The following is a 21,910-nucleotide window of genomic DNA, read 5'->3' as shown; positions in this document are numbered from 1 at the left end:
ACGGTGGAGCATATCCTTGATTGTCGCATGGGATGGGATCCGGCTGATCTCGCCTTTGTGAGTTCGCGAATTGCCAACGGAGACCTTGTTGTTCTCCCTACAGATACCGTCTACGGGATCGGAGTGCGTGCGGATAACCATGACTCAGTTCGCGCGCTGCTTGCCGCGAAAGGTCGGAATGAAACCATGCCCCCGCCGGTGCTGCTCGCCTCTGTCGAGCAGGCATACGAGGTCTCGACTGATTTGAGCGCAGACGCTATTCGGCTCATGGAAACATTTTGGCCGGGGGCACTGACCGTGATCGTTCAAGCCAATCCGAGTGTTGACTGGGATCTGGGACAAACCGGTGGAACTGTTGCTTTGCGCATGCCCGCTCACGAGGCCGTGTGCGAGCTCTTGAGTAGTGTCGGTCCTATGGCAGTTACTTCCGCGAACCTCACGGGGCAGCCTCCCGCGACCAATGTGGAAGAAGCACGTGGATATTTCAGTGGCACTGTAGACTGTTACGTGGATTCAGGGCCGACCAAGAGTGGTGTTCCCTCAACAATCATCGATTGTGCGCATGGGGATGCGACACTGCTGCGCGAAGGCGCATGGGCCCTCAAAGATATTGCTACTGTGCTGGGATACCAGCCCGGAACGCGCTGAGGGAGGAGACATCGACGCCGTGAAGGTCTATGTCCTGCTGATGGTTGTCGCGGCCGCATTGACGGTCCTGTTGACTCCACTCGTGCGCTGGGCATGCCTGAAATGGGGGATCGTCCCTAAACTGCGAAGCCGCGATATCCAGGCTGCGCCGATTCCTCGCCTTGGAGGCATTGCGATCACCATTGCTTTGGTCATCACAATGCTTATTAGCGCGCGCATTCCCTACATGGCACCGCTTTTTGAAACGAACGCGGCATGGGCCGTTGTCGGCGGGGCATGTGCGATGTGCGCCCTTGGCGTCGTCGACGATGTCGTAGAACTTGACTGGATGACGAAGCTGTCGGGGCAGATTCTCATTGCGGGATCGATGGCTTTCAACGGTGTCCAAATGGTCAGTTTCCCCATTTTTGGTCTGACGATTGGATCCTCGCGTCTGTCACTGATGCTCACTGTTCTTCTGATCGTCGGCATCATGAATGCGGTGAACTTTATTGACGGCTTGGACGGTCTTGCCGCGGGAATCGTTGGCATTGGAGCTGCTGCATTTTTCGTCTATTCCTACGTGCTCACCCGCATCATGGGAGCTGCCTCCTATGCGACCACCGCTTCATTGGCGGTCATCACTTTGGTGGGAGTCTGCCTGGGGTTCCTCTGGTTTAATTACCATCCCTCGTCGATCATGATGGGCGGCGGCTCAGAAACAATGGGTCTTGTGCTTGCTTCCGCTGGCATCATCGTCACGGGCCAGGTTGACCCCTCGCTTCTGGGCAGTCAGCAACTCATCGTCTCCTTGCTTCCATTGCTATTGCCGATCTCCGTCATCCTCGTACCCATCGGCGACCTCGTCGTGACCAGTGTTCGACGAATGCTCCGAGGAAAGAGCCCCTTCCACGCAGACCGTTCCCACTTTCATGACCGATTGCTTGAACGAGGCCACTCGCACCGCGGCGTTGTGGCAATTTTGTGGATGTGGACGGCTTTGGTTGCTTTCCCTCCCGTTGCTCTCTTGACGTATGACTGGAGGGTCGTCGCATTGTGTACCCTCCCTGCGCTTTTCATCGGAATGCGTTTCACCGCATCGGAGTTCCCGACCTATTCCCTGTTATTTGGCCGCGGGCCTCGGCGCAGACGAGAAAGAAGGAAGACACAATGACTGACTTATTGCAGGCTCGAAGCGAAGAGCTTCTTCAAGCTGTTCGACGCTTGGGGTTCCTCATCCTCATCGGTGCTGGTGTTGCTCTGGGTTGGGCCCTGTACGCGGGGTGGGGACGCATGAGCCTTCTTCTTTCTGGCTGCATGATCGTTCTTGGTGCGGTCACAACAACCTGCGTTCGCAACATGATCTGTGCCGACTCTCTCAATCGTTCCGCATGGGTTTGGGCTCATATGGGAGGGACTTTTCTTGTCCTCATTATTGGGCTATTCCTGAGCAAAGCCTGGGGTGTCTCGGCGATCGTCGTTGGACTTGTTCTCATTTGCGAGCATTTCCTCGTGTTCATCTTCCTTGGCGTTACTTTTTCGCGCATTATGCGTGGGGACTCTCGAACTGAGAGCACTTCGCATAACGAGGAAAGAGACTGAGGGATCTTTCAGAGGACAATCTCTGGACGTATAACTTCATCAATGCAACTAGCTGGGCTACACTAGACCGGGTTGACCCTAGTGAGGAAGTGAAACACGTGGAAGCGACAGTTCTCGGCGAAGAGAAAACCGCGCAGCGCCGTTTGGTCATGCCCCTGTGGTACATGGTTTTAATCGGTGTTGTTGCTCTCATCGTTGTTCTGACCTTCGTGCCTGCGGTAACGCAGGCACCTCACGCTCCCGGTATCCATGATTTCTTCCCCGATGCATTTTTCGGTGAGGGTACGCTCTTCCAGTTCAACCGGCTGACACTGGTGCGCGTGGTCGCTGGAATTACACTGTGCTTGGTTTTCTGGCTCGGTGCGCGCAGCGTCAAGCTCATGCCGGGGCGGGGACAGGTTCTCCTCGAAATGGCAGCCGAGTTTGTTCGCAATGGTATTTCCGTCGCGATGCTGGGTGAAGGACGAGGTCGTCGTTGGGCTGCCTTTATCGGTGTTGTTTTCTTCGGTGTTCTTTTTATGAATATCCAGGGAATTATCCCCGGAATGAACATTGCCGCATCCTCCGTAATGGCTGTGCCGATTGTTTTCGCCGTCATCGCCTACGTCTCATTCGTGGGCGCCGGAATTAAACAGTACGGCTTCTTTCATTTCTTCAAGTCGCAGCTTTTCCCCAAGGGATTGCCCTGGCCGATCTACTTCCTCATCACCCCCATCGAGTTCTTCTCGACTTTTATTGTTCGTCCCGCAACCTTGGCTATTCGTCTTCTGTGCAACATGATTTCAGGGCACCTGCTTCTTGCGCTGACCTATTTTGGAACGTCGAATCTTCTCATCGCTGCCGGTATGAAACAGACTGGTGCCCTCTTAACCGGAGCTGGCGCGGTTGCGGCGACGCTCTTTGAAATTTTCGTCGCTGTCTTGCAGGCGTACATTTTCGCGATGCTGACAGCGGTCTACATCAAGCTTTCAGTCGAAGAACACTAAAGGCTTCTTGCGCCTTCGACTGATTCACCAAAGGAAAAGGAAAGAAAAATGACCGGATCCCTTGCCTACATCGGCTACGGCCTGGCTGCGATTGGCCCTGGTATTGGTATTGGCCTCCTCGTGGGAAAGACCCAGGAAGCAACCGCACGCCAGCCTGAGATCGCCGGTAGGCTCTTCACCAACATGATTATTGGTGCAGCACTTGCTGAGGCTCTTGGCCTGATCGGCTTCGTTCTGCCCTTCATCGTCTGATGTTCGCACAGCTTATTCCTATGTCCGAGGGATCGGTCGGAGGAATTGGCGTTGTTCTGCCGCCTCTTTATGAGATTTTCTGGTCAGCGCTGATTCTTCTGATCATCCTCTTGGTCGTTGGTCTGTATGCGTTGCCGCGGATCTACTCCATGATCGACCAGCGGCGCGACGCCATTCAGGAAGGCCTCGATAACGCTGAGAAAGCTCGTGAAGATCTCTCTCTTGCTTCGCGTAAGAAAGACGAGATGCTTCGCGATGCTCAGGCTGAGGCTCACCAGATCCGTGAAGATGCACGTGCTCAGGCCCAACAGATCGTGGCACAGGCACGTCTTGATGCGCAGGTAGAGGCTCAGCGCGTGCAAGATGCCGCTCAGCGCCAGATTCTTGCCGAACGTCAGGCTGCTCAAATTTCGCTTCGTAGTGACGTGGGTCTTCTTGCAAGTGAGCTTGCTGAAAAGCTGGTGGGCGAGCATCTGGAGAACACCGATCTCACGGCGCGTGTGGTCGATCGTTTCCTTGATGAGCTTGAGGCTGAAGAGACTCCCGTTGGCGGTGTGAACTGATGACTCCTGAGCAGTTACGCGAACGCCTGACGCAGGTGAATGGTGACCGCATGGCGCTTGCGGAAGATCTATTTGGTGTTGCGGATTTTCTTCGCACACACTCTTCCGTTCAGCGCGCCCTGACCGATCCCGCGCGGAGCCAGACCGACAAAGACTCTCTTATTGACCGTCTTTTCGGCCCTGTCGTGGGTGAAGTTTCGCTTCAGTGTCTGCATGACCTGGGGCAGGGACACTGGTCTCGTCCGCGTGACATTGTGCTGAAGATTGAAGATGCGGGTTGCGATGCAGTCCTGCTCAATGCTCAGCTTGACGGGGTCCTTGAAGAGACGGAAGCACAATTGGTTGCAATTGCTGTTTTCCTCCAGTCTCATCGCGATCTGCGAAACGAGCTGTCTAATTTGTCGGCTCTGTCGCCCAAGGGACGTGCTGACTTGGCGCAGCGGGTTTTCGGCGGCGTAGTGAACCGTCCAACTATGCGCCTTCTGCGCCGCAGCGTTGGGCGAGCCTCTCACGGCCACCTCTTGGAGAAGCTACGAGGCCTCGCTGCCCGCGCTGCGGAGCTATCAGGTCGGCGCTTCGTTTTCGTTGAATCGGCTCAAGAGCTACGCGACGATCAGAAGAATCGTCTTGAAAAGATTCTCGAGAAGAAACTGGGAAGCCCGGTCTCTGCAACCTACACTTTGCGTCCGGATCTGCTCGGCGGCCTCGTCGTCCGAATGGGGACAGAGCGCGTCGACGCATCACTGGCCACGCGGGTCGGTGCTTTGAAACGTTCGATCGTCGGTTAGCCCGATGTGTTCGAGGAATAGATAGAAGGAAAACTCAATGGCTGATCTGTCCATTAGCCCCGAGGAAGTACGGGCGGCGCTCGACTCTTTCGTGGAATCGTACCAACCCGCACAGGTCGTGACCGACGAGGTCGGACACGTTACAGAAACTGCTGACGGCATTGCTCGCGTTGAAGGCCTTCCGGGCACCATGGCGAACGAGCTTCTACGTTTCGAAGACGGAACGCTGGGCTTGGCAATGAACCTTGAACAGCGCGAGATCGGTACCGTTATTCTCGGCGACTTCTCCTCGATTGAAGAGGGTCAACCCGTTTACCGCACTGGTGAGGTTCTCTCAGTTCCCGTCGGCGATGGTTACTTGGGTCGTACGGTGGACCCGCTCGGACGCCCGATCGACGGCCTCGGTGAGATTACCGACATGGAAGGGCGCCGCGCGCTGGAGCTTCAGGCTCCTGGTGTCATGATGCGTAAGTCAGTCCATGAGCCGCTGCAGACTGGCCTGAAGGCTATCGACTCGATGATTCCGATCGGTCGTGGTCAGCGCCAGCTCATCATTGGTGACCGTCAAACGGGTAAGACTGCTATCGCCTTGGACACGATCATCAACCAACGCGATAACTGGCTTTCCGGCGATGTCAACAAGCAGGTTCGATGCATCTATGTCGCCATCGGCCAAAAGGGTTCGACGATCGCTTCGGTGCGTTCGACTCTGGAAGACGCCGGCGCGATGGAATACACGACGATCGTTGCCTCTCCGGCCTCGGATCCTGCGGGCTACAAGTACATGGCTCCCTACACGGGTTCTGCTATTGGCCAGCACTGGATGTACCAGGGCAAGCACGTTCTCATCGTCTTCGATGACCTTTCTAAGCAGGCCGAGGCCTACCGTGCGGTGTCCTTGCTTCTGCGTCGTCCACCGGGGCGTGAAGCCTACCCCGGTGACGTCTTCTACTTGCACTCACGCCTTCTGGAGCGTTGCGCAAAGCTTTCCGATGACCTCGGCGGAGGATCGATGACCGGCTTGCCGATCATCGAAACCAAGGCGAACGACGTTTCGGCTTACATTCCGACCAACGTTATTTCAATTACCGATGGCCAGATCTTCCTGCAGTCCGACCTCTTCAACTCGAACCAGCGTCCTGCTGTGGACGTCGGTATTTCGGTTTCGCGCGTTGGCGGCGCTGCGCAGATTAAGGCCATGAAGAAGGTCGCGGGTACCTTGAAGCTGACCCTTGCGCAGTACCGCTCGATGGCGGCATTCGCAATGTTTGCTTCGGACCTCGATGCTGCAACTCGTCGTCAGCTCACGCGTGGTGAGCGTCTGATGGAGCTCCTCAAGCAGCCCCAGAACTCGCCCTACGTCGTTCAAGACCAGGTTGCGTCAATTTGGGCAGGAACTAACGGATTCCTTGACGACCTAGAGGTCAGCGAGGTGCTTTCTTTCGAAAGCGGATTGCTGGACTACCTGCACTCGAATTCCTCGGTTCTCGATGAGATCGCCACAACCGGTGAACTCACGAAGGAGAACGAAGAAAAGCTTCGCTCGTGCGTGGAAGCCTTCCACAGCCAGTGGGTGAGTGCTCGTAAGGGAACAAGCAACCTTGACGATGGCGAAGTTCAGGCTGAGCGTTCCCAAGAGCAGATCGTCCGTTCTCGTCCTGCAGCCTCCGAGGCCTGATAATGGGTGGACAACAAAGGATCTATAAACAGCGGATTGCTTCAACGCAGACGCTGGCTAAGGTCTTTCGTGCGATGGAAATGATTGCAGCCTCGCGTATCGGTGCTGCCCGTCGTGCGGCCACCGAATTGGGGCCCTATGAAAAGGCCCTAACGCAGGCGGTTGCCGCCGTTGCCATCCACACGGATCTTGAGCACCCATTGACCCGGGAACGCCACGACACGCGGCGCGTTGCGGTCTTGGTTGTGGCCTCTGACCGAGGAATGGCGGGAGCCTATTCGGCGACGATTCTTCGCGAGGCCGAAAGGCTTATCGAACGTTTGGAAGAAGAGGGGAAGATCCCCGTTCTCTACACCTACGGTCGTCGTGCGCAGGCGTACTTCCGTTTCCGCGGAGTACAGATCGAAGACTCGTGGGAAGGCGAATCGGATTCCCCCTCTCAGGAAGTCAGCAACCAGATCGCTCGTGAACTTCTTGAGCGCTTCACCGATCCGCATCACCTCACCGGTGTGTGTGAAGTTCACTTGGTCTACACGCAATTCAAATCGATGATGAGCCAGGTGCCTGAAGTTCGACGCATGATTCCGCTTTCCGTTGTCGATGCTCCTGAAGGAGATAGCGAACGAGAGCAAGAACGCGGCACTCACGAGGAAAACACTGCTATTTTCCCCGAGTACGAATTCATTCCTTCACCTGAAGCTGTTCTTGACACGCTGCTGCCACTTTACGTGTCCAGCAGAATTCGTAATGTTCTCTTGCAGGCTGCGGCTTCAGAACTGGCTTCGCGCCAACGCGCAATGCACACGGCAACTGATAACGCGGAAGAACTGATTACGAAATACACGCGTCTGGCGAATTCGGCCCGCCAGGCGGAGATCACTCAAGAGATCACGGAAATCGTGGGCGGTGCCGACGCATTGGTCCAGGGCTGAGGCCCGTGCACATGGAGAATACACAAATGACTACAACTTCAACTGGACAGGGACGGGTTGCTCGCGTTGTCGGCCCCGTTGTCGATGTCGAATTCCCGCCGGATGCGATTCCTCCGCTGTACAACGCTTTGCACGTTGATGTGAACTTAACGGGGCAAGGCGAGGGAGAAAGCAGCCAGACCATCACCCTTGAGGTTGCGCAGCACCTGGGTGACAACCTCGTGCGTGCGATCTCCCTGAAGCCGACCGACGGCATGGTTCGCGGTGCAATCGTCACCGATACCGGCGCGCCGATTTCGGTACCGGTTGGCGATATCACCAAGGGACACGTCTTCAATGTGACCGGCGACGTTTTGAACCTTAAGCCCGGAGAACAGCTTGAGATCACCGAGCGTTGGCCCATTCACCGTCAGCCGCCGGCCTTCGACCAGCTCGAAGCTCGTACCAAGATGTTCGAGACTGGCATCAAGGTCATCGACCTCTTGACCCCCTACGTTCAGGGCGGCAAGATCGGCCTCTTCGGTGGCGCAGGCGTGGGCAAGACCGTTCTGATTCAGGAAATGATTCAGCGCGTTGCCCAGAACCACGGTGGTGTGTCAGTCTTCGCGGGCGTTGGCGAACGTACGCGTGAAGGAAATGACCTCATTCACGAGATGGAAGAGGCGGGAGTCTTCGATAAGACTGCACTGGTCTTCGGACAGATGGATGAGCCCCCGGGCACGCGTTTGCGTATCGCACTGACCGGTCTGACCATGGCTGAGTACTTCCGCGATGTCCAGCATCAGGACGTGCTGTTGTTCATCGACAACATTTTCCGTTTCACCCAGGCCGGTTCTGAGGTATCGACGCTGCTGGGCCGTATGCCCTCCGCTGTCGGTTACCAGCCGAACTTGGCTGATGAAATGGGTCAGCTCCAAGAACGTATCACCTCGGCAGGTGGCCACTCCATCACCTCGCTTCAGGCAATTTACGTCCCCGCTGATGACTACACGGACCCTGCTCCGGCAACGACATTCGCGCACTTGGATGCAACAACGGAACTTTCGCGTGAAATTGCTTCCCGCGGTATTTACCCGGCTGTTGATCCTTTGGCTTCGACTTCTCGAATCCTTGACCCCGCGCTGGTTGGCCGTGAGCACTATGACACGGCAACTCACGTGAAGGCGATTTTGCAGAAGAACAAGGAACTCCAAGACACTATTGCGATCTTGGGCGTCGATGAATTGTCTGAAGAAGACAAGGTGACCGTTGCACGTGCACGTCGCATCGAACAGTTCCTCTCTCAAAACACCTACATGGCTGAGAAGTTCACCGGTGTTGAAGGCTCGACAGTTCCGTTGTCTGAGACGATCGAAGCTTTCAAGCGCATCGCCGAGGGCTACTACGATCAGGTGCCCGAGCAGGCCTTCTACAACATTGGTGGCATCGACGATCTGGAACGTCGTTGGCACGAAATCGAGAAGGACAACTGACGTGCCTGCCACTGAACAGCTGCAGGTAGAGGTCGTCTCACACGAAGGTAGGTTGTGGCACGGGAGCGCTTCCCACGTGAGTTTTCCTGCAACAGATGGCTCAATTGGTGTGCTTCCCGGCAGACAACCACTGCTCGCTGGCCTCGTTTCGGGCCGCGTAAGCGTGACGACTGAAGACGGCATTGTCAACTTCGACATCGATCAGGGTCTGGCATCGGTAGATTCCGACTTTATTACGATTGTCGTGGAACACGCCTCCCAGATGTAGATGAGTGGTGTGCGGGCGTTAAACTGTCCGCACACCCTCATTTTTGTCAGGAGGTTTTCATGATTTTCGTTATTTACGCAATCGTGGTCCTCCTCCTTACCCTTTTTGCCCTCTGGGGCTACGTTAACGTGCGCGCTCGTCGCCTCGACCAGCAAGTCGGCGCCTTCCGCGCATGGGCACGTCTCGATTCGCATTCGGGCTGGATGTCAGGCATTGGCCAATATCAGGGCGATCGTTTGTGCTGGTATCGCCTCATTGCGCTTTCGATGAAGCCTCATGTTGTTCTCCCCAGGCACGGCTTTGAAGTTTCCCTTCCCCTGCAGCGCTCGACCGATGGCTCCATGGTCGAGGTTCGACTGACTTCAGGGGATGTTTTTTTGGATATTGCAGTCGAACCTTTGACCTACAACGGTCTTGTGTCCTGGTGTGAGTCTGAACCGCCCGCAATTCAAAGTTAAGTTGTACTCGAAGTCCTGAAAGGCGGGCTTGTGCGCGTCCTTATTGCCTCTTGCACAGTTGATTACTCTGGTCGTCTCAGTGCGCACCTCGATCGTGCGGTCCGCTTGATTATGCACAAGGCGGATGGTTCGGTCCTCATCCATTCTGATGGCGGATCATATAAACCCCTGAACTGGATGAACGCGCCTTGTACTGTCACTACTGAAACCCCTGAAGAAGGCGAAGAGCTCGACGGCGTCACGCAGATTTGGCAAGTACAAGCCGATAAAACAGATGACCGTCTTGTCATCCGAATTCACGAAATCATTAGCGATGTGAGCGAGGAATTCGGCGTCGACCCGGGCCTGGTCAAAGACGGGGTTGAAACACACCTTCAGGAACTCCTCGCCGAACAGGTTCCTCAGATCCTAGGGGAGGGGTGGGAACTTGTTCGCCGCGAGTACCCCACACCGGTCGGCCCCGTTGACCTCTTAGTGCGAGACCCGCAAGGACTCCCAGTCGCGATCGAGGTGAAGAGGCGCGGTGGAATGGATGGCGTTGATCAACTCACGCGTTACCTCTCTCTTTTGGGACGCGATCCACTTCTTGACGGGATTCGCGGCATCTTCGCAGCTCAAGAAATCACCAAACAGGCCCGTACGCTTGCTGAGGACCGTGGGATTGACTGCTTGATCCTGGATTACGACGCGATGCGTGGTTTTGACGATCCTGACTCGCGTTTGTTCTAGACCCGCGATGGACGCATCTACCCAGCGAAGCCTCGCACGCATCATCAGCCACGGCCTCGTCACATCCACCGCTGCCGAGGACCCTCACGATGCTGTACGCACGCTTCTTGCTCTCCAGGCACAGCAACCATCCTCAGTTCCTTGGGCGATCAATCTTCGCCTTCGTCTGCCTTCGATTGCACAGATTGATCAGGCTTTCGAAAACTGCCAGCTTGTGCGCTCGTGGCCCATGCGTGGCACTATTCACGTCACCTGCGGCGAGGACCATCATTGGCTCCGCTTGCTGCTGCGGCATCGATATAACGGATGGCTACGCTCTTTTGAAGAAGAAGGATTGACGCGAGGCCTCCTCAACGAAGCGGCACAGATCGCATGTAAGCAGATTCGCGACTTCGGGCCGCAAAGTCGAGAAGAGCTCTGCAAAGCCTGGGAGGACGCCGGGATCCGGACAGGGACGGGACCGCAGCGCGAGGCTGCGCGTCGAGCAGGGGAGAAGGGGATCTTCCTTGATCGCCGGCACCTCTTCTTGGACCTGCATATTTCTGGCTATCTTGCTGCAGGCCCGAGGCGGGGAAATTCTTTCCTTTTTATTGACGCGGGCACGCTAGCGCCTGCGGAGGGCGTGGCTCAGGGAGAAAGAGATTACGAGGCCGCGCTGGTCAACCTTGCGCGCCGTTACGCCTGGGGACACGGGCCAGTGAGCGCTGAAGACCTTGTCCGTTGGGCGGGTATCCCCAAGCGCGAGGCCGCTCGAGCTTTAGACGGCGCTGCACAGGAAAAGCGCGGGCACAACTTTCCGATTATCCACACGCAGATGGGGTACCACCGTGCCGATCTTGACGCACTTCTGCGCGCTCATAGTGAGGAAGCACGTTCGCTCATTTCATGCCCGTCTTTTGATGAGATTCATGTTGGTTATGCAGACCGTTCGTGTCTAGCTGACGCTCAAGCAGAACACGCAATTTGCCCAACAAAGAACGGAATGTTTCGCCCTTTCATCATTGAAAACGGCCGTGTCATTGCGGTGAAAGACCCACGCGCGGGTTATCAATTTGTCGATTCTTATGAAGGCGCGCTGTCCTTAGCATCTCTTGAACAAGCGGAGGCAATTGCTCAGGTGATGAGCGGAAATTGACTGCGAAAGCGCTGGCCAGTGTGACAAAATAGAGCTATGGATCAACAAATTATGCGAGGCCGCGTAATCCTGAAGGACTCCATCATTGACGATGGTGTTATTGAGATCGAAGGCCAATTCATTACCCGTGTATGTGCCGCTACAGAATATGAAGGAGATCTTCCTGCTCCCAGTGATTCAACCTTCCTTCCCGGGCTGGTTGATGTTCACTGCCACGGCGGCGGGGGAGAGTCTTTCCCCAATGCAACAACTGGCGAAGCGGCAATGGTTGCTGTCATGGAGCATCGTCGCCATGGTACGACCAGCCTGGTTGCTTCATGTGTGACCGCCGATGCCGATACTCTGAAAGCCCGTGCACGCACTCTTGCTTCTTTGGCGAAGCAGGGGGAACTTGCCGGAATCCACTTCGAGGGTCCTTTCGTTTCACACGCACGCTGCGGAGCGCAAGATCCCACCTATATCGTCGATCCCGATCCCGACCTCACTCGAGAATTGATCGAGCTGTGCGAGGGCTATGCCCTCTCCATGACACTTGCCCCCGAAAAGCCTCGTGCATACGGTGAAGGCTCGGTCGCGGAAGCCCTGATCGACGGGGGAGCGCTTCCCTCATGGGGACACACGGATTCGACTTCTGTATATGCTCGCGAGGCATTGGAATATTCGCGTGCACGTTTTGCCCAGTCCAACACCAGCCGTGGCCCGCGCGCGACCATTACCCACCTCTTCAATGGGATGCGCCCGCTTCACCACCGTGACACGGGGCCGATCGCAGAGTTCCTCTCCGATGCCGCACGCGGCGGCGCTGTTGCTGAACTCATCTGCGACAACGTCCATGTCGATCCGCTTCTGGTTCGTGACGTTTACGAGTTGGTGGGCCGCGACCACGTCGTTTTTATTACGGATGCGATGGCAGCTGCCGGCATGCCCGATGGTGCTTACACCCTCGGTCCTCAAGACGTTGTGGTTCGTGATGGCATTGCCCGTCTCGCTCAAGGAGAATCCATTGCAGGTGGAACTGCACACCTGCTGGATTGTGTGCGTGTTGCTTCCACTCTTGGTGGGATTCCGCTGGTGGATGCTGTCTACATGGCCTCGGTACAGGGCGCAACCATCCTGGGTGATGATCGCATTGGCTGCCTTGAGGCCGGTAAGTTCGCCGATGTGGTCGAGGTTGATTCTGCTCTTAATGTGCGTCGGGTTTTGCGCCGTGGCACAGTAGTGGAGTGAGAGGAAAGCGATCTCGTAAGCGTCCCTGGGGCGAGAGCAGGCCACTTCAGGTCTCTGCTCTCGCCTCGATGGCGCACAGCGAAATTGGGCCCGATGGCGATTACTATCAGGTCCAGTATCTTCGGACATCCTCCAAAACCTACACATGTCCCGCGTGTTTGCAGCCTGTCACGGTGGGGAGTGCACATGTCGTCGCCTGGCCTGAAGAACGTGCTTACGGTTTAGAACAGGGTGTTCGCGCTCGGCGACACTGGCACCTTAACTGTTGGAAACGTGGTCTTCGACCGGCATAATGGGCGTGATCGGCTACGTGCACGTGGCGTGAGACACCTCCAGTATGCACTCGTGTTGTTTGCCCGTAGAGTTACAACTAGAGGTTGACAGTATCCCATTACTAGGAGAGTCCGAGTGGATCAGCTCAAGAGATTTCCAGGAGCAGTTGCTGCATGTGCAGTTGCGGTGATTGCAGCGATCGTTGCCGTGCTGGCTTTGACTATTTGGAAGCCTGCGCAGCAAATCAGTGCCACCGTTTCACCCGAGCAGCCGGTTGTTATCACCCGAGAGGGGCTTTTCCAACTTGAGGGCGGCGAAGTCACGGTTACCGCTTCCTCGGCATCTGGGCAACAAGTCACGATGGCATTGGGTACGTCTTCTGATGTCCGAGGCTGGGTTTCAGATCTGTCCTACGCTGAAATCACCGGTATTTCCGCCAACCGCAGCAATCTTTTGACCCAGGGACATGATGCGCAAGTAAGCGCTTCTCCCACGCCGACGCCTTCGCCTTCCCCCTCGAGCGAGCAGCCTCAGAATCCGGAGGCATCCCCCCAGCCTTCGCCTTCCACGAGCGCAACGCCGAGTTTGTCGGCAGCTGGCGGAGATATGTGGCTTGACGAGGCCACCGCCGCCTCGAGTGCGACCATGACTCTTCGCGATGTCCCCGCAGGCCGCTCCCTTGTCATTACCTCGGATGGAAAGACCGCTTCCGACCTGACCGTCACCATGACGTGGAAGACCCCGCACAAGAACGTTTTGGCCATTGCTTCGGGGATCATTGCTCTGCTCTTCCTGCTGATCGCTGGTGCGCTGGTGGGATTCGCTCTTTGGCGCGAACGCCAACACTCAGATACGGATACTGACGAAGACGATCCTCAAGCTCCTTCGAAGGCGCTGTCTTTCTTTGAGGAAGAAGCTGCCGGAGAGCCGGAACCCCAAACGAGTGAAGATGATGGCCTCGTGGAAGAAGGACTTCCCTCCAGTGAGGATGAGGAGGCTTTTGAGGAAGAGGAAAACTCAGGCGATGAATACTCCTCTGAGGATCCAGCGGTTGTTGATGAAACTGAAGACAATACGCAGCCTGAAGAAGAACCACGGTTTGGTCGTCACGGGATTGTGAGCGAAGATGAACACGTTGATCCGCCCCAGCGTGAATCCACGGACACCGGCATTATCGACTTGTCGAGTATCCGACCCGGCGCTGTCCTGCCCTCTCGTCGTGCACTGCGTCAGGCACGCGAAAATGGCGAGAATCGCGTAGTCATTGGCGGACAGGAATTCGACACTGGACTGATTCCACAGGTTTCCAAGGACGAAGAAGGAACAGGCGAAGAAACTGCCGAGAAACGTCCGTGGGGTCAGATTATTGGTGGATGGATGTCCTCTAAGGAACGCGGAAAGAAGGAGCAGTGATATGAGCGCACGACGTTTTCTTCCTGTTTTTGTCATTCCCGCTTTCGTTCTGGCTGCCTGCAGCAGTGGGGACTTGGTTGCTCCCGAAACCACTGCTCAGGCCTCGGCCAGTGCACCAAACTTAGATTCTGCCCGCGTCGAGCGCATTCTCGATTCGATTCAAGACACGCTCAACACGGCGGATTCCAGTCGCGATCCTGCGCTTCTTCAAGCTCGTCTTGAAGGTGGCGCTCTGCGTATGCGCGCGGACCAATACGCCGCAGCAAAAGCCACAAATACTGAGGTCTCCAAACTCATCGTGAATGAAGGATCGGTTGCGGTCTCAAATTCGAATGATTGGCCTCGCGTCATTGTGAATGTTTCGAACCCGGATCAAACCTCGTTGCCGGTGATCGCTTTCGCAGTCCAAGAGGATGCACGCTCACAGTACAAACTTCTGGGGTGGGCGCGTGCGCTGGGCGGCGCACAGTTCCAGCTCGATAACATGGAGAAGGGTTCCGCACCTTTGAGCGCGGATGCTCAGGGCTACGTCAAGACCCCGAAGGAAGCGCTGCAGGGTTACGTTGATATGCTCAACTCCGGCAACGCTGGGAACGACCAGTATTCCGGTGATGACTTTGCTCGCCGTTACCTTCAAGACGCAAAGAGCCTGAATGATGCTGTGCAGGCAGCAGGAAACGTTCAAGCTCATGCTGAAGTCTCGGACGAGTTCCCCATCGTGGGTGTCCAGCTGGTTGATGGTTCGTCACTGGTCGTTGCTTCCTTCACCTATACTCAGACCTATCAGCGTACTGTTGCTCGCTCGACAATGCGTCTGGGAGGAACGACTGCAGCCCTTGCTGAGGGCGACGATGATACCGTTAAGGGGAAGGCAACAGCGACCTACGTTGCAACGGTCCTCTTGCACATCCCAAAGTCGGGTTCTGATTCACAGGTGATCAGCGTGGTGGGTGCCGAACGTGCGCTCGGCTCGGTCGTAAAGGACGATAACGCGGGCAACCCTGATCAACGTTAAGGGAGATTAATAGATATGAATAACGAGGCTCATAACCCTCAGCCTGCAGATTCTCACGGCGCCGTGGATCTGAGCGCCGCTACAGCGCGAGGTAACTCTTCGGGTGGAGTGCAGCCGGCAGCCCAGGGAAATCCTGCGATGCAGGCTCCGACGTCCCAGCAGGGGGCGGGCCTTGATATTCCTCTGGTCGATACCTGCGATGATTCGACTTTCGAGGCCGTCGCCGCGCGCTCGCAACAGGTGCCCGTGGTCATCGTGCTTTGGGCAGCTCAGTCATTGGAGTCCAAGCAGCTTCTGGCAACTTTGGAAGAACTTGCTCGGGACAAGATGGGCGCTTTCCAACTTGTGGAAATCGATGTCGCTCGTGCACCGCGCGTGGCGCAGGCCTTCCAGGTACAAGTTATTCCCACTGTTGTCGCTTTGGTCGGCGCCCGTCCGGTTCCTCTTTTCCAGGGAGTTGCTCCCAAGGAACAGGTCGCACCGGTTATCGAAGATCTTCTTCGTGCCGCCCAGCAAATGGGTGTGACCGGACGAGTTGCCGTGAGTGGAGAGGACGTCGCTAAGCCGATCCCCGAAGAACATCTCCCGGCTCTGGAAGCTGAAGAACGCGGTGACTTGGAAGGCGCGCGCGCAGCTTGGGACAAGATTATTGAATTGAATCCTCGTGACGAAGATGCAAAAGATCATCGTGCGCGTGTGAATCTTCGTTTGCGTGAAAGCTTGGCAAACGATGATCCCTCTGCCCGCGCCGATGCACTCTTTGCCGCAGGCCAGTACGCCGAGGCTTTTGAGGTCCTCTTGCAGCTCATGGAGGATGCTTCGGAAGAAGAAAAAGAAGACTACCGTGTGCGTCTCTTGGATCTTTTCCGCATCGCCGGGAACACTCCCGAAGTTAAGGCGGCTCGTCGTCGTCTCTCATCCCTGTTGATGATCTGATCAGACGGCAGCTCACTTTAGAGCACGTTAAAGGGAGTGGGTGCGGATCCCAGGATCCGCACCCACTCCCTTTTTCTAGTAGCTGTTACTTTTCAGGAGCGAGCCAGAGACCACCCAGAGGCGGAACTCGAAGTTCGACTGAGAAAGGACGTCCATTCCACGGGACTTCTTCGGCGACAAGGTCTCCGATGTTCACCACTCCAGACCCGCCGAAGGCAGGATCATCTGTGTTTACGACTTCGCGCCAGGTGCCGCCGTGTGGCAAACCAACGCGGTAGCCCTCGTGGGGGTTACCCGCAAAGTTCACGACGCAGACAAGCTCATCGTGAGCGCTGTGTCCGCCAGCGGCCTCGGACTTACGAATGTAGGAAATGAGGTTGTGATCGCCATCGGATGCGTCGATCCACTCAAATCCGGTGTAGGTATCGTTCCACAGTGCTGCGTGGGCGCTGTAGAGCTCGTTCAAACGCGAGACTAAGGCAGCCATCCCAGCGTGATCGGGGCGATCGTAGAGCCACCAATCAAGAGAATAGCTTTCGTTCCACTCTTGTTCCTGGGCGAATTCTTGTCCCATAAAGAGGAGCTGCTTGCCGGGGTGAGACCACTGGTAGGCATACAGTGCGCGCAGGCCCGCCATCTGTTGCCAATGATCGCCCGGCATCTTCGAGACAAGCGCGCCCTTACCGTGAACAACCTCATCATGAGACAGGGGCAAGACATAGTTCTCGGAGAAGGCGTAGACCAAGGAGAAGGTGAGCTCACCGTGGTGCCACCGGCGATTGACCGGATCTTCCGAGAGATAGCGCAGGGTGTCGTTCATCCACCCCATGTTCCACTTCATGCCAAAACCGAGGCCTCCGCCGGAAGTAGGAGCAGTCACTCCTGGCCAAGCGGTTGACTCTTCGGCAATCATGACGATGCCCGGGTGCAAGCGATATGCCGTTGCAGTTGCTTCTTGAAGGAAGGAGATCGCCTCGAGGTTTTCACGCCCACCATACTGGTTGGGGCGCCACTGACCGTCCTTGCGGGAGTAATCGAGGTAGAGCATCGATGCTACTGCGTCAACGCGTAGACCATCGATATGGAACTGGTCGAGCCAGTAGAGAGCATTGGCAACGAGGAAGTTACGAACTTCCGTGCGTCCAAAGTTAAAGACGTAGGTTCCCCAGTCGGGATGCTCCCCGCGGAGAGGATCCGGGTCTTCATAGAGGGGAGTGCCATCGAAGCGAGCCAGTGCCCAGTCGTCCTTGGGGAAGTGTGCGGGGACCCAGTCCAAGATCACGCCGATGCCTTCTTGGTGGAGACGATCAACCAGGTAACGGAAGTCGTCGGGGGTTCCGTAGCGTGAGGTTGGTGCGTAGTAGGAGGTCACCTGGTATCCCCAGGAACCTCCGAAGGGGTGCTCGGCAAGGGGCATAAACTCAACGTGCGTGAAGCCCATCTTCTTGACGTAGGGGATGAGTTCATCGGCAAGACCGCGGTATCCCAGATCTTGCTTCCACGAGCCCGCATGGACCTCATAAATAGACATTGGGCCTGAATGCGGATTCGTCTCTTCCCGCGCACGCAGCCATTCCTGGTCTTCCCATGTGTGGAATACATCGGTCACCACTGAAGCGGTTGCGGGAGGAATCTCGGTTGCTCGGGCCATCGGGTCGGCCTTTTGGAACCAATCACCCGAGGGGCCTTGGATTTCGAACTTGTAGCGAGCGCCTACGCCAACGCCGGGAACGAAGAGCTCCCACACTCCCGAGGCTCCCATAGAACGCATTGAGTGGGCGGTGCCATCCCAGAAGTTGAAGTCGCCGACGACGCGAACCGCGCGAGCATTGGGCGCCCACACTGCGAAGGCAACGCCGTCGACCGGTCCCATGACGCCGTCGAAATGGGTGATATGCGCTCCCAAGACGTCCCAGAGACGTTCGTGGCGTCCCTCGCCGATGAGATAGGTATCCATCTCTCCAAGAGTCGGGAGGAAGCGATACGGATCGTCAACGACTTGTGAGTGATCTCCGTAGGTGACACGCAGACGGTAGTCGGGGATATCGTCTGCCTCGAAAGCACACACCCAGACCCCAGAATGCTCATGGGTCGCGGGGAGCGTCCTATCGGGAGTAATCACCTCGACAGAATCTGCTAGGTGGTGAACACTACGAATGGTGACGACGCCGTCACTAAGGTGTGCTCCCAACACATCGTGAGGAAGAGCGTAGCGTCCTTCGGCTACTGCATCGAGGACGTCTGTGGCCACTGATGTTGCTTGAGGTTCCATGTGTTCATCATCTCATGTTCGAAGGTGATCGTGTAATTACTCGGTTTCGATGGCCATGACATGGCCGAGTCGATCCCAGGGAGACAGTCGGACCCAGTTGGTCGTTGACCAGGAGTAACGCTGTCCGTCGAGTTCATCAACAACCGTGAAGTTAGCTGATGAGGTTCCCAATGAAAGCCCGCTCAAATCAACGTGAACTTCACCCTCAACCGTATTTTCTGGATCGAGTGAAAGAACGACGATGACGGTGTCGGGCACTCCAGTAGGAGAAAAACGAGCGGGAACGTGCTTTGAGAAGCACAGAAGTCGGTCCGATGTCGTGGGATGAATACGTAAGTCGTGGAGCTGACGCAATGCGGGGTGGCGGTCACGCGCACTGTTGAGCAGCGTCAATAGAGCAGGAATTCCTGTCCCTTGGGCGAGTTTGGGATCACGAGGCCTGAACTCGTACTTTTCGTTGTCATTGGGTTCTTCAGCTCCGGGACGCTGGACGTTTTCAACCCATTCATAGCCCGAGTAGATTCCCCATGAGGGAGCTCCAAGGGCGGCAAGCATAGCGCGGATTGCAAAAATTGCCGTCCCGCCCGTCGTCATTTGAGGCGTGAGAATATCGTGGGTCGTCGGCCAGAACGTCGGGCGAATGAGGTGAGCCGTTTCATGGGAGAGCTCGGTGAGATACTCTTCGATTTCCTGCTTGTAGGTTCGCCACGCGAAGTAGGTGTAGGACTGGTCAAATCCGACAGCACCCAAGGTGCGCATCATCGCAGGACGGGTGAAGGCCTCGGCAAGGAAGATCACGTCCGGGTAGCGCGTGTGAAGCTCTTCCAAAAGCCGCAGCCAGAAGGGGACTGGTTTCGTGTGTGGGTTATCAACGCGGAAGATCTTGACGCCGTGAGAGATCCACAGTTCAAGCATGTCGCGGATAGCTGTGTAAATCCCCTCGGGATCTCGATCGAAATTCAGGGGATAAATGTCCTGATACTTCTTTGGGGGATTTTCGGCGTAGGCGATGGAGCCGTCGGCACGCTGCGAGAACCAGTCGGGATGCTCACTGACCCACGGGTGATCGGGTGAGCACTGCAATGCGATATCGAGCGCAACTTCGAGGCCGAGTTCGCGTGACTGCTCGACGAAATAATCGAAATCATCGAAGTTGCCGAGCTCGGGATGGATCGCGTCATGTCCGCCTTCGGCTGAGCCAATTCCGTACGGGCTTCCAGGTTCGCCCTTGTGAGCGATCAGAGCATTATTTTTGCCCTTGCGGTTGGTCAATCCAATGGGATGAATGGGCGTCAAATAGATGACGTTAAATCCCATTGAGGCAATCCTTGGCAAATCCTCGACAGCGGTACGCAAGGTACCTGAAACCCAGCGTCCCTTTGAGTCTTGGAAAGCGCCGTGGGAACGCGGGAAAATTTCGTACCAAGCACCGGCAAGAGCGCGGTTGCGGGCAACGAAAAGGGGGTAGGTGCGCGTCGAACCGTAGAGGTCTCTGAGGGGGAACTGCCTAAATACCGCGCGCACGGGCGCCGAGAGGCCAGCTGAAAGACGACGCTGGGGGGTTTGCGAGGCATCGCGCAATCCCTTTGCCGTGTCCAAGAGAGTATCGATTGCTGAGCGCGTCGGCTGGGTTTGCGAGGGATTGTTGAGTGCTTCGCCTCGGGCGGCACGCTCCATCAAGAGCGCACCTTCTTCGAGCATCAGCTCGACGTCGACACCCGCGCCGATTTTGACCGAGGCATCGTGGCGCCACGTCGCATAAGGGTCAGACCAGGTATCGATCCTGAAACTCCACTGACCGACGGCATCCGGCATCACCCACGCTTCATAGCGGTCGAGGCCGGGAGCGATGTCACGCATAAGCGCGCGTGAATGAATCGACCCACCCGGGCGCAGGAGAACTGCCTCGGCTGCGTAGCAATCGTGCCCTTCTCTAAAGACTGTTGCTCGGATAGGGAAAGCCTCAAAAGCAGTGGCTTTTGCGGGAAGATTTCCGTCCTCGACGACGGGGAAAACTTCAGTTGCGGGGATGCGGGCCAGAAGTGTCTCGTTCACATATCTAAGCGTAATGGAAATTGTGAGCGTCGACATACTCTAGCCACTGAGAGGTTGCTGAGAAGACAAAAATGGTGGTGATCCTTACGCGGATCACCACCATTTTTATGAATTTCAGTAGACCATGTGCATGGCCTGACGAACCTCGTTGAGGGTCTGTTCTGCCTGCTCGTTCGCCTTCTCATTTCCTTGGCGAAGAATGGAGAGCAGGTAACCCGGATCTGCGGCCAGTTCTTCGCGGCGAGCGCGAATGGGGGCGAGCATCTCATTGAGCGCCTCGGTAACGGTTGCCTTGAGCATTCCGCCGCCGCCGTCTCCGATCCTTTCGGCGATCGCCGCGGGATCCTCACCCGTTGCCAGCGAAGCCAACATCAGCAGGTTGGATACCTCGGGACGATTCTCGGGATCGTAGGTGATATGACGATCCGAATCCGTCTTCGCACGCTTCAAGATGCGAGCGGTCTCATCTGCACTCATCGCGAGTTCGATCGTGTTCCCACGCGACTTCGACATCTTTGTGCCGTCAGTCCCCAGGAGGAGGGGAGTCTCAGATAGGAGCGCATCAGGGCGTGGGAAGACTGCGCGCTTGGGGTCGACGCGCCCGTAACGCTTGTCGAAGCGTTGAGCGATCAAGCGCGTCTGCTCGATGTGGGGGAGCTGGTCTTGCCCAACAGGAACAAGATTTGCCTTGCAGAACAAAATATCGCATGCCTGGTGAACCGGGTAGGTCAGCATCAAACCGCTCATCGCGCGTCCATCGGTTGCCTCAAGCTCAGCCTTCACCGTGGGATTGCGATGCAATTCTGACTCGGTGACCAGCGACAGGAAAGGAAGCATCAGCTGGTTGAGCGCAGGAATGGATGAGTGGTTAAAGATCGTTGTCTTTTCCGGATCGAGTCCAACTGCCAAGTAGTCGGTAACGAGGCCTAAAACGCGTTCCTCAATGGGGCCAACTGCGTCCCGGTCGGTGATGACCTGGTAGTCGGCGACCAGAACCCAGGTGTCAATGCCGCGGTCTTGAAGAAGAACGCGATTGCGCAGAGTTCCAAAGTAATGCCCCAAGTGGAGACGGCCGGTGGGGCGATCTCCAGTTAATACGCGGAATCGCGAGGGGTCCTGGTCGATGGCCTCTTCGATTTCCTTCGAACGTGCGATTGAACGTGCGAGGGATGCATCAGAGGTAGATTGCTCAAGTGTTTCTTCGCTGCTAGTCACTAGGCCAGTCTAGC

22 protein-coding genes are annotated in these 21,910 nt (G+C 56.4%); 19 read left to right on the top strand and 3 right to left on the bottom strand.

Features of this window, described 5'->3' with window-relative positions; genetic code table 11:
- The first annotated feature begins 3 nt into the window (after nucleotides 1–3).
- The 19 genes from ACWNMW_RS00490 (at nucleotide 4) to ACWNMW_RS00400 (ending at nucleotide 16,354) form a co-directional block, all read left to right on the top strand.
- The gene (locus ACWNMW_RS00490; protein ID WP_449489674.1) at nucleotides 4–648 is read left to right on the top strand and encodes an L-threonylcarbamoyladenylate synthase; all 645 of its coding nucleotides are present in this window, start codon (nucleotides 4–6) and stop codon (nucleotides 646–648) included.
- A gap of 19 nt (nucleotides 649–667) precedes the next feature.
- Complete coding sequence (locus ACWNMW_RS00485) at nucleotides 668–1,801, top strand: glycosyltransferase family 4 protein (protein WP_052040910.1); 1,134 nt, start codon at nucleotides 668–670, stop codon at nucleotides 1,799–1,801.
- Complete coding sequence (locus ACWNMW_RS00480; RefSeq protein ID WP_072455502.1) at nucleotides 1,798–2,229, top strand: hypothetical protein; 432 nt, start codon at nucleotides 1,798–1,800, stop codon at nucleotides 2,227–2,229. The genes ACWNMW_RS00485 and ACWNMW_RS00480 overlap by 4 nt, the downstream gene beginning before the upstream one ends.
- Before the next feature lie 98 nt (nucleotides 2,230–2,327).
- The gene (gene atpB / locus ACWNMW_RS00475; RefSeq protein WP_314212353.1) at nucleotides 2,328–3,215 is read left to right on the top strand and encodes a F0F1 ATP synthase subunit A; all 888 of its coding nucleotides are present in this window, start codon (nucleotides 2,328–2,330) and stop codon (nucleotides 3,213–3,215) included.
- Nucleotides 3,216–3,263: 48 nt separating this feature from the next.
- Nucleotides 3,264–3,467 (top strand): ATP synthase F0 subunit C, encoded by a 204-nt coding sequence (gene atpE / locus ACWNMW_RS00470; protein ID WP_009409252.1) that lies wholly within the window; start codon nucleotides 3,264–3,266, stop codon nucleotides 3,465–3,467.
- Nucleotides 3,467–4,030: a F0F1 ATP synthase subunit B gene (locus ACWNMW_RS00465; protein WP_449489673.1), complete on the top strand. Its 564-nt coding sequence runs from the start codon at nucleotides 3,467–3,469 to the stop codon at nucleotides 4,028–4,030. Before atpE ends, ACWNMW_RS00465 begins: the two co-directional genes overlap by 1 nt.
- On the top strand, nucleotides 4,030–4,818 hold the full coding sequence (locus ACWNMW_RS00460) for a F0F1 ATP synthase subunit delta (protein WP_448751128.1): 789 nt from the start codon (nucleotides 4,030–4,032) through the stop codon (nucleotides 4,816–4,818). The genes ACWNMW_RS00465 and ACWNMW_RS00460 overlap by 1 nt, the downstream gene beginning before the upstream one ends.
- 37 nt (nucleotides 4,819–4,855) lie before the next feature.
- Entirely contained in the window at nucleotides 4,856–6,496 is a 1,641-nt protein-coding gene (atpA, locus tag ACWNMW_RS00455; protein ID WP_449489672.1) for a F0F1 ATP synthase subunit alpha, read from the top strand.
- A 2-nt stretch (nucleotides 6,497–6,498) separates the two neighbouring features.
- A complete protein-coding gene (locus tag ACWNMW_RS00450) occupies nucleotides 6,499–7,428 on the top strand; it encodes a F0F1 ATP synthase subunit gamma (protein WP_299063297.1) in 930 nt (309 codons plus the stop codon).
- A 26-nt stretch (nucleotides 7,429–7,454) separates the two neighbouring features.
- Nucleotides 7,455–8,900, top strand: a complete 1,446-nt coding sequence (gene atpD, locus ACWNMW_RS00445) for a F0F1 ATP synthase subunit beta (protein WP_449489671.1) — start codon at nucleotides 7,455–7,457, stop codon at nucleotides 8,898–8,900.
- A gap of 1 nt (nucleotide 8,901) precedes the next feature.
- Entirely contained in the window at nucleotides 8,902–9,168 is a 267-nt protein-coding gene (locus ACWNMW_RS00440; protein WP_314212358.1) for a F0F1 ATP synthase subunit epsilon, read from the top strand.
- A 59-nt stretch (nucleotides 9,169–9,227) separates the two neighbouring features.
- On the top strand, nucleotides 9,228–9,626 hold the full coding sequence (locus ACWNMW_RS00435) for a DUF2550 family protein (RefSeq protein ID WP_449489670.1): 399 nt from the start codon (nucleotides 9,228–9,230) through the stop codon (nucleotides 9,624–9,626).
- A gap of 30 nt (nucleotides 9,627–9,656) precedes the next feature.
- Entirely contained in the window at nucleotides 9,657–10,355 is a 699-nt protein-coding gene (nucS, locus tag ACWNMW_RS00430; protein WP_034502907.1) for an endonuclease NucS, read from the top strand.
- A gap of 7 nt (nucleotides 10,356–10,362) precedes the next feature.
- Nucleotides 10,363–11,490, top strand: a complete 1,128-nt coding sequence (locus ACWNMW_RS00425) for a DNA glycosylase AlkZ-like family protein (protein ID WP_449489669.1) — start codon at nucleotides 10,363–10,365, stop codon at nucleotides 11,488–11,490.
- A gap of 36 nt (nucleotides 11,491–11,526) precedes the next feature.
- Nucleotides 11,527–12,717 (top strand): N-acetylglucosamine-6-phosphate deacetylase, encoded by a 1,191-nt coding sequence (locus ACWNMW_RS00420; protein ID WP_034502909.1) that lies wholly within the window; start codon nucleotides 11,527–11,529, stop codon nucleotides 12,715–12,717.
- Between the two features lie 68 nt (nucleotides 12,718–12,785).
- Complete coding sequence (locus tag ACWNMW_RS00415; protein WP_072455524.1) at nucleotides 12,786–13,010, top strand: hypothetical protein; 225 nt, start codon at nucleotides 12,786–12,788, stop codon at nucleotides 13,008–13,010.
- A 115-nt stretch (nucleotides 13,011–13,125) separates the two neighbouring features.
- Nucleotides 13,126–14,403, top strand: coding sequence for a hypothetical protein (locus ACWNMW_RS00410; protein ID WP_449489668.1), 1,278 nt, complete (start codon nucleotides 13,126–13,128; stop codon nucleotides 14,401–14,403).
- 1 nt (nucleotide 14,404) lies between these two features.
- The gene (locus ACWNMW_RS00405; protein ID WP_449489667.1) at nucleotides 14,405–15,418 is read left to right on the top strand and encodes a hypothetical protein; all 1,014 of its coding nucleotides are present in this window, start codon (nucleotides 14,405–14,407) and stop codon (nucleotides 15,416–15,418) included.
- A 15-nt stretch (nucleotides 15,419–15,433) separates the two neighbouring features.
- Nucleotides 15,434–16,354: a tetratricopeptide repeat protein gene (locus ACWNMW_RS00400; protein ID WP_448751122.1), complete on the top strand. Its 921-nt coding sequence runs from the start codon at nucleotides 15,434–15,436 to the stop codon at nucleotides 16,352–16,354.
- Between the two features lie 85 nt (nucleotides 16,355–16,439).
- On the opposite strand, the gene glgB is transcribed toward ACWNMW_RS00400, so the two are convergent.
- The 3 genes from glgB to trpS form a co-directional block, all read right to left on the bottom strand.
- Nucleotides 16,440–18,626, bottom strand: coding sequence for a 1,4-alpha-glucan branching protein GlgB (gene glgB / locus ACWNMW_RS00395; RefSeq protein ID WP_449489666.1), 2,187 nt, complete (start codon nucleotides 18,624–18,626; stop codon nucleotides 16,440–16,442).
- A gap of 36 nt (nucleotides 18,627–18,662) precedes the next feature.
- Entirely contained in the window at nucleotides 18,663–20,717 is a 2,055-nt protein-coding gene (locus ACWNMW_RS00390; protein ID WP_449489665.1) for a maltotransferase domain-containing protein, read from the bottom strand.
- Nucleotides 20,718–20,795: 78 nt separating this feature from the next.
- Nucleotides 20,796–21,896, bottom strand: a complete 1,101-nt coding sequence (gene trpS, locus ACWNMW_RS00385; protein ID WP_449489664.1) for a tryptophan--tRNA ligase — start codon at nucleotides 21,894–21,896, stop codon at nucleotides 20,796–20,798.
- Between the last annotated feature and the right edge of the window lie 14 nt (nucleotides 21,897–21,910).

This window comes from Actinomyces sp. Marseille-QA0893, assembly GCF_976954355.1.
The sequence above is the reverse complement of the archived record's forward strand: the minus strand, read 5'-3'. Positions and strand labels throughout refer to the sequence as shown.